Genomic DNA, 7,323 nt, shown 5'->3' on the forward strand with positions numbered 1-7,323 from the left:
TTGTAGCTCGTGAGGCGACGCTATCAAGGTGTTGTGGTGCGGGTGTGATTTGGGGTAGTCTGGATACCTCTTTCAATACAGGGAATCACCAATGAGCCGCTTTGCCGCCCCCATCGCCGAGCAGATCTGGGACATGAAATACCGCTTTAAAAAGGCGGATGGCACACCCATCGACCAGACGGTCGAGGACAGCTGGCGGCGCATTGCCCGCGATCTGGCGCGGGTTGAGAAAGACCCAGCGCATTGGGAAGAAAAATTCTATGAGGCGCTGGAGGATTTCAAATACCTTCCCGCTGGGCGCATCACAGCCGGTGCGGGCACCGCGCGGCAAGTGACCCTGTTCAACTGCTTCGTTATGGGCACGATCCCCGACAGCATGGGCGGCATTTTTGACATGCTGAAAGAGGCAGCGCTGACCATGCAGCAGGGTGGGGGGATCGGTTATGATTTCTCGACCATCCGTCCGCGTGGCGCGGATGTGCATGGGGTTGCAGCAGATGCCTCCGGCCCGCTGAGCTTCATGGATGTGTGGGACGCGATGTGCCGCACAATTATGTCCGCGGGTTCGCGCCGTGGTGCGATGATGGCGACGATGCGCTGCGATCACCCTGATATCGAACAGTTCATCACTGCGAAATCCGACCCGGCCCGTCTGCGCATGTTCAACATGTCGGTGCTTGTGACTGATCCGTTCATGGAGGCGGTCAAGGCCGACGGTCCGTGGGAGCTGGTGTTCGACGGCAAGATTTATCACACCGTTCAGGCCCGTGATCTTTGGAACAAGATCATGCAGGCCACCTATGACTATGCCGAGCCGGGCGTGATCTTCATCGACCGGATCAATCAGGCCAACAACCTGAGCTATGTCGAGACCATCGCCGCGACAAACCCGTGTGGCGAGCAGCCTTTGCCGCCTTATGGTGCCTGCCTGTTGGGCTCGATCAATCTGGCGCGGCTGGTCGCCGAGCCATTCGATAAGGCGGCCCATCTGGACGAAGAGGCTTTGCAGGAGTTGGTCGCGACCGCTGTCCGGATGATGGACAACGTGGTCGACGCGTCGAAATTCCCGCTCGCAGAACAAGAAGCCGAGGCGCAGGACAAGCGCCGGATCGGGCTGGGTGTGACGGGGCTGGCGGATGCGCTGCTGATGTTGGGGTTGCGTTATGGCTCGGACGAGGCGGCGCGTCAGACCGAGCGCTGGTTGCACGCGATCGCCCGCGCCGCGTATCTGGCGTCGGTGGACTTGGCAAAGGAAAAAGGGGCGTTCCCCTTGTTCGACGCCGAGAAATATCTGGCCAGCGGCACAATGCAGCAGATGGACGAGGATGTGCGCGACGCAATCCGCGCGCACGGCATCCGCAACGCGTTGCTGACCTCGATTGCGCCAACAGGGACGATATCTTTGTACGCAGGCAACGTGTCTTCGGGGATCGAGCCGGTCTTCGCCTACGCGTATACACGCAAGGTGCTGCAAAAGGATGGATCGCGGACCGAGGAAGAGGTCGTGGACTACGCCGTGCAAATGTGGCGCGACAAGTTCGGCGACAAAGACCTGCCGGAGTTTTTCGTTAATGCGCAGACGCTGTCTCCGTCCGATCATGTGAAAATGCAGGCCGCGGCGCAGAAATGGATCGACAGTTCGATTTCGAAAACGATCAACTGCCCCGAAGATATCAGCTTTGACGCGTTCAAGGACGTTTACATGCAGGCCTGGGATCAGGGTTGCAAGGGATGCACAACCTACCGCCCCAACGACGTAACCGGATCAGTATTGACTGTATCGGAAAGCGACGACAAGGCGCCCGGCGAAAGCGCCACCGCCCCGCACGAGGTTGATGGAGGCGAGGTCGTTTACATGTCCGAACCGCTGGACCGCCCGCAATCGCTTGAAGGTTCGACCTACAAGCTGAAATGGCCCGACAGCGAGCACGCAATCTATCTGACCATTAACGATATTGTGATTGGCGGTCGTCGTCGTCCGTTTGAGGTGTTCATCAACTCAAAGAATATGGAGCATTACGCTTGGACGCTGGCGCTGACCCGGATGATTTCGGCCGTGTTCCGTCGGGGCGGGGATGTGTCTTTTGTGGTCGAGGAGTTGAAGGCCGTGTTTGATCCGCGCGGCGGGGCCTGGGTGCAAGGTAAGTACATCCCTTCAATTCTGGCCGCGATTGGCGGCGTGATCGAGCAACACCTGATCAACATCGGCTTTCTGGAAGGAGAGGGTATGGGGCTGAAATCGGACCCTCAAGCTCAGGTCGTCAATATGGACGCGCCAAGAGGTAAAGCCTGCCCATCCTGTGGTCAGTTTGATATGGTGATGATCGAGGGTTGCATGACCTGCCGTAGCTGCGGCCATTCCAAGTGCGGATAGGTGTTGAAGAAACGATCTTGTTTGGGTGGGCATAAATAGCCCATAAGGTTGATTTTTGCGCCCAGTTGAACGGTCTTTAATGCCCACAGATTCTTAAGGCTTTGAAATAAAATAAAAAAGATTACTGTAGAGTTTTGAGACTGTTCTGCGTTGGGCGACCATCGATAACATTCGCGCTATTGACCAAAACCTGAAAATCTCAAGACTATGGCCATGGAACCAAATCGTCTCATACGCGTCACACGCAAAAGCTGACCAGAATGTTGTACTTGCCCAGCAAAACCGCTCGGGCAGTTCCATGGCTATCGGATACCTAATTGATGAAAAACAAATCGCCTATCGAGGAGTCCCCTCAATACTCCGAATTGAACGCTCGATTTTCCCGTTTTCTCCTGGACTTCCGAAAGGAAAAACTCGCGCAGCAACTTGCCGGAGACGACAAAAACCGTGACGAGATTACTCGCGGAGACTTTCAATCATTCAAAGCGCGGATGACTGAGGGTTTAGAACTAACCGATTACGATCTAGATCGTATTCACCGCCGAGTATTGTCTGTACTTCTCCGCCCCGAAGCGGGCTCGGTGCTACAAGACGAATGAGGCCGGAAGGCGTGAAACTAGCGTGTAGACCGATCCGCTTTGACAATGATCCAGTCCTGAATCTCACTTGAGCATCTGCGGTCACGTCACTGTGCACTCTCCAGTGAAACAACAAACACGTTGTTCTAAGCTAGGACTCTTATGCAGGATCACGCAGGTTGACTTCCGTAAAGACCATCCTCCCTTGCGTCACGTTTATGGCTGACTTCGAATAATTCGGGTTCTAGTGCGTAATGGAGCACCCGGTATTCAGGGCACGAGTTAGTCATTCTCTGCGGTACTCGTGATTGGCTGATGGCAGCCCAAACCAGACATTCAGAGTCGGACTTTGCAAAGTCCGACGGAAGGAATAGGCGGACTTTCTTGCCTATTTGAAGATCATGCAAACTTCATTCAACTTGAGAACCGGTGTGGTAGCTTGGTCGAGCGAGTTCATAAGATCAGATCAGTCCAATTGGAGTACGACCATGCGTCATATCGAGCTATTTCGGATATTACCAAAAGCGACCATAGCCTTTGTGGCTTCAGTATCGATGGCCTGGGGATGCACTGGCATCATGTTGACAGGGCAGGATGGAAGCATCGTTCGCGCAAGGACCGCCGAATGGGGGCCGTTCGATCTTGAGACAAAGATCAACATTATTCCGCGAGGTTTCACTTATACCGCAGGCGAAATGCCAGATGAGCGAGACGGAGCAAACTGGACCGGCCGATTTGGAATGGTCGGTATCAGCATGTTGGATCATGGGGCTCCCGCAGATGGCATCAACGAAGCTGGGTTGACCGCCGGGTTGTTTTATCTGCCCGGCTTCACCGAGTATCAGGAGTACGACCCTGACCTTTCCGGCAACACGATTCCCGGCGATTTGCTAGCCAGCTATGTCCTTTCCCAATTTGAGACAGTTGAAGAGGCTGCCACCGGGTTGGCGAATGTCCGTGTTGTCGGGGTCGTAGATGAGACTCTCGGATTTCCCTTCCCATTTCATATGTTGGTTGCTGACCGGTTCGGCGGAAGGATCGTTGTCGAGTACATTGACGGTGAACTGACGATTTTCGATGCTCCGCTTGGCGTGATCACCAATTCGCCAAACTACGATTGGCACATGACGAACCTTAACAACTACGTAAACCTGTCGGCCCTTGGGCTTCCGGAAGTTGAGGCAAGTGGCGTTACTTTCGCGCCCCTTGGCGCTGGGAGTGGAATGATAGGGCTGCCAGGCGACTTCACACCCCCATCCCGGTTCGTCCGCGCAGTCGCCTTTTCTCAGACGGCGCGGGAGACGCAAGGTGGCTATGACACCGTGCGCGAGGCGTTTCGCATTCTGGATAATTTCAACATTCCGGCCGATGCAGCGGAGGGCGCTCAAGACGATGTGCAGTCGGACGACCTGCTTTACAGCGCAACTCAGATCACGACCGCTGCGGACTCCCTCAACCTCGTCTACTACTATCACACGATGTACGACAGAACGGTGCATATGGTCGATATGAAGCAGATTGACTTCGGAGCTATGGGAGACGAGATGATCGTCTTTGAAACCAGCGGTGATCGCGAACCAACGTTAGTCGATGTGACCCCAACGAACTGACGTTTTACCACGTGGGCCGTGGCGGCATCACCGCTGGCTGCGGCCCAATAAAACTTCGGAATGGAGGGTTTACCGCTCCAGCGAATTACCGGCGCTAGGCTCGAAGCCGCGTTCACCACTGTTCGCACTAGTGACTGGAGGCAGCCCGAAGCGGACCTTCGCAACCAAGCTTTGCTAACTCCGAAATACACAACGAAACGGCCAGTTGCAGAGGTTGTATCGGCGGTGGCAACCAACCATTCATGTCGTCGACTAACCTGTTCAACGTCGCACTACAACTTCTCCGAACTGATCCCACGAGGACCTAATCTTCGAAGCGTTCATTTGGCTCGACCACATTTACTTGCTTCGGAACTTGGTCGGTGTCATTCCGGTCTGACCTCGGAAAAAGCGAGTGAAATGGGACTTGTCAGAATAGCCGAGCATCAGTCCGATCTCTGCAATTGTCATCTGGTTTTGTTTGAGGTGCTCCTTGGCGACATCGATACGCAGCCGTTTGATTTCGCGCGGTAGCGTTGTGCCTTGTTTTTGAAGCGCTTTCAGAAACCGTTCCGGTTGTATTCCCAGCATTCCAGCCACCATCTCTGGTCCCAAATCGGTTTCATCCAGTTTGTCGCGTAAGACAGATCGCAAAGCTGCCACCACGGTTACTTCTTCATCTTGTCGAAGTGATGCTATGGGCTTGGCAGAACCCTCAGAGACGTGGTGCAAAAACAACCATTCCACAGGAAAACTAATTTGCATTCCGGGATCAGTCCCAAGGCCAACCTCGATCCCTTTGTAGTCGATAGGCAGCCCATTGATGTATCTGCTTTCCCATCGCACACGGGAAGAGTCCCAGGACTCTCCGACGACGGTCTGCAATAGGCGTACATAGATTGCGGCACCAAAACCGGTCACCTGAATGGGTGGGACGGTTGGTTCCTGTTGCCTCTCGATACGATAAGTCGCTTTGTCTGCTTCAATGACAAGGCTGTGCCGCACAGAATTGGACTCCTGCGGCACGAGCTCAACAAAGCGGGTAAAAAACTCGAACAGCGTTTTTGTAGATTGCAAGGCTTGAGCGAAGGGCGGCCATCCTTGTAGGTCAAACGCTTCCCCTACATTCAGTCCTAGGTATCGATCCCCTGATACTTCTGAGAAAGCATTTACCAAGCCGTAAACCAACTCGGAGTGAACGTACACGGATGGGTTAGTCATCAGTTCAGCTTTCAAGCCGACCTGATCCAATGCTGGTTGCGGATTGATCTTACGTTCGGTGAGATATTGCAGAAAGGGAGCGGCTAAAGAGAGGCGAACAAAGCCCTCGCTATGCTCTCGGGAGGTGGAGTTGAAAGGCAAGCTCATAACCCTTGTTGGATTAGCTTTAAGAAGTGGCCATTTTTGCAGTCACATTCGTACATCCTAATTCAAAAGGGGCAACCGAGCCAATGAATTCCAGACTATAGTTGGCAAAACATGAATATGAAGGGAGTACTTATGTCCGGCTTACGAATGTCTCTTTGCTCGACGGCAATTGTCGCGGCAGTTCTTTCTTTTTCGGCGACCGCGCAGGCTCAGGATCAAGAAGAACCCCAAACGCTGTTTACCAACGTGCATGTCTTCGACGGTGTGAATGAGCAACGCATTGAAAATGCCAGTGTTCTGGTCGAGGGCAATCTGATCAAGTCCGTCTCAACCGATGCCATTGATGCGCCGAGCGCGACGGTTATCGACGGCGGTGGGCGCACTCTGACACCGGGCTTTATAGAGAATCACGCGCACCTGATGCTCATGGGGCCATCGATTGCCGAAATGGAAACCAACTCGACCTGGGAGGATTTCGCCATCCACGGGACCCGGATGGCCGAAATGTACCTGATGCAGGGCTTCACGACCGTTCGCGATGCCGGGGGCGCTGGCGGCGGGCTGCGGCGCGCAATTGACGCCGGCCAGATCGTCGGCCCCCGCTTTTATCCTTCCGGGGCATTTCTCGGAACACGTGGTGGTCACGCCGATTTCGCATCCTTCACATCTCCGCCGGGTGGGGTGACCAACTTTGGGACTCTGAATATGGCCCAACAGGTCAACGGTGTTGACGAAATTTACATGTATGGCCGCAACAACCTGCGCATGGGTGCCACGCAATTGAAGTTCATGCAATCAGGTGGGGTGATTTCGGCATTCGATCCATGGCAGTTGCTCGCCGGTTCGAAAGAAGAGATCGAGGCCGCTGTTCAGGTTGCCAACGAGTACGGCACCTATGTCATGGCACATTCCTACCGCAAAGAAGCGATCATCAATGCCCTGAATGCAGGGGTCAGAACCATTGAACACGGATTTCACTTTGACTGCGAGATTTCTGCTTTGATGAAAGAAAAAGGAGCGTACATCACGACGAACATCACAGCATTTGATCCAGGCCTACTTGATGTTCCTTCCGTGAAAAACAACCCCAACAGTTTGAGGAAGGCCAAATCGGCCTCGGCGACCTTCGAAGCCTACATTCCAAGTATGAAGGAATGCCCGGCGCCGCGCGGTTTCCAAACCGATTGCGTCGGCTCGGTCGAAGCGTGCAACATCCAGATCGCCTACGAGAAACATCTGAATAACCATTTCTTCGGCCCCTATGCGTCGATGGTAACCCTAACTTCGGTAGGTGGCGAGATCGCGGCACTTAGCGGTGATTTCATGAACCCCTATCCGGAAGGCAAACTGGGTGTGATCGAAGAAGGCGCCTATGCCGACATCCTGCTGATAGACGGCAACCCCCTCGAAGACT

General features: G+C 54.2%; 5 protein-coding genes. 4 read left to right on the forward strand and 1 reads right to left on the reverse strand.

Features of this window, described 5'->3' with window-relative positions; all coding sequences use genetic code 11:
• Positions 1 to 91: 91 nt before the first annotated feature.
• The 3 genes from ACR0LN_RS18190 to ACR0LN_RS18200 all read left to right on the forward strand — a co-directional run bounded on the left by ACR0LN_RS18190 (position 92) and on the right by ACR0LN_RS18200 (position 4,562).
• Positions 92 to 2,374: an adenosylcobalamin-dependent ribonucleoside-diphosphate reductase gene (locus ACR0LN_RS18190; RefSeq protein WP_480431651.1), complete on the forward strand. Its 2,283-nt coding sequence runs from the start codon at positions 92 to 94 to the stop codon at positions 2,372 to 2,374.
• 320 nt (positions 2,375 to 2,694) lie between these two features.
• Positions 2,695 to 2,973: a hypothetical protein gene (locus tag ACR0LN_RS18195; RefSeq protein ID WP_170332125.1), complete on the forward strand. Its 279-nt coding sequence runs from the start codon at positions 2,695 to 2,697 to the stop codon at positions 2,971 to 2,973.
• Between the two features lie 467 nt (positions 2,974 to 3,440).
• Positions 3,441 to 4,562 (forward strand): linear amide C-N hydrolase, encoded by a 1,122-nt coding sequence (locus ACR0LN_RS18200; protein ID WP_170382460.1) that lies wholly within the window; start codon positions 3,441 to 3,443, stop codon positions 4,560 to 4,562.
• Between the two features lie 339 nt (positions 4,563 to 4,901).
• Here ACR0LN_RS18200 and ACR0LN_RS18205 read toward each other — a convergent pair whose 3' ends face one another.
• Positions 4,902 to 5,909, reverse strand: a complete 1,008-nt coding sequence (locus ACR0LN_RS18205; RefSeq protein ID WP_480431654.1) for a helix-turn-helix domain-containing protein — start codon at positions 5,907 to 5,909, stop codon at positions 4,902 to 4,904.
• A 132-nt stretch (positions 5,910 to 6,041) separates the two neighbouring features.
• Between ACR0LN_RS18205 and ACR0LN_RS18210 the strand changes: the two genes are divergently transcribed.
• Positions 6,042 to 7,323 (forward strand): amidohydrolase family protein (locus ACR0LN_RS18210; RefSeq protein WP_480431656.1); only part of this gene is annotated, 1,282 nt, incomplete at its 3' end.

The organism is Ruegeria sp. AA6 (assembly GCF_056542865.1).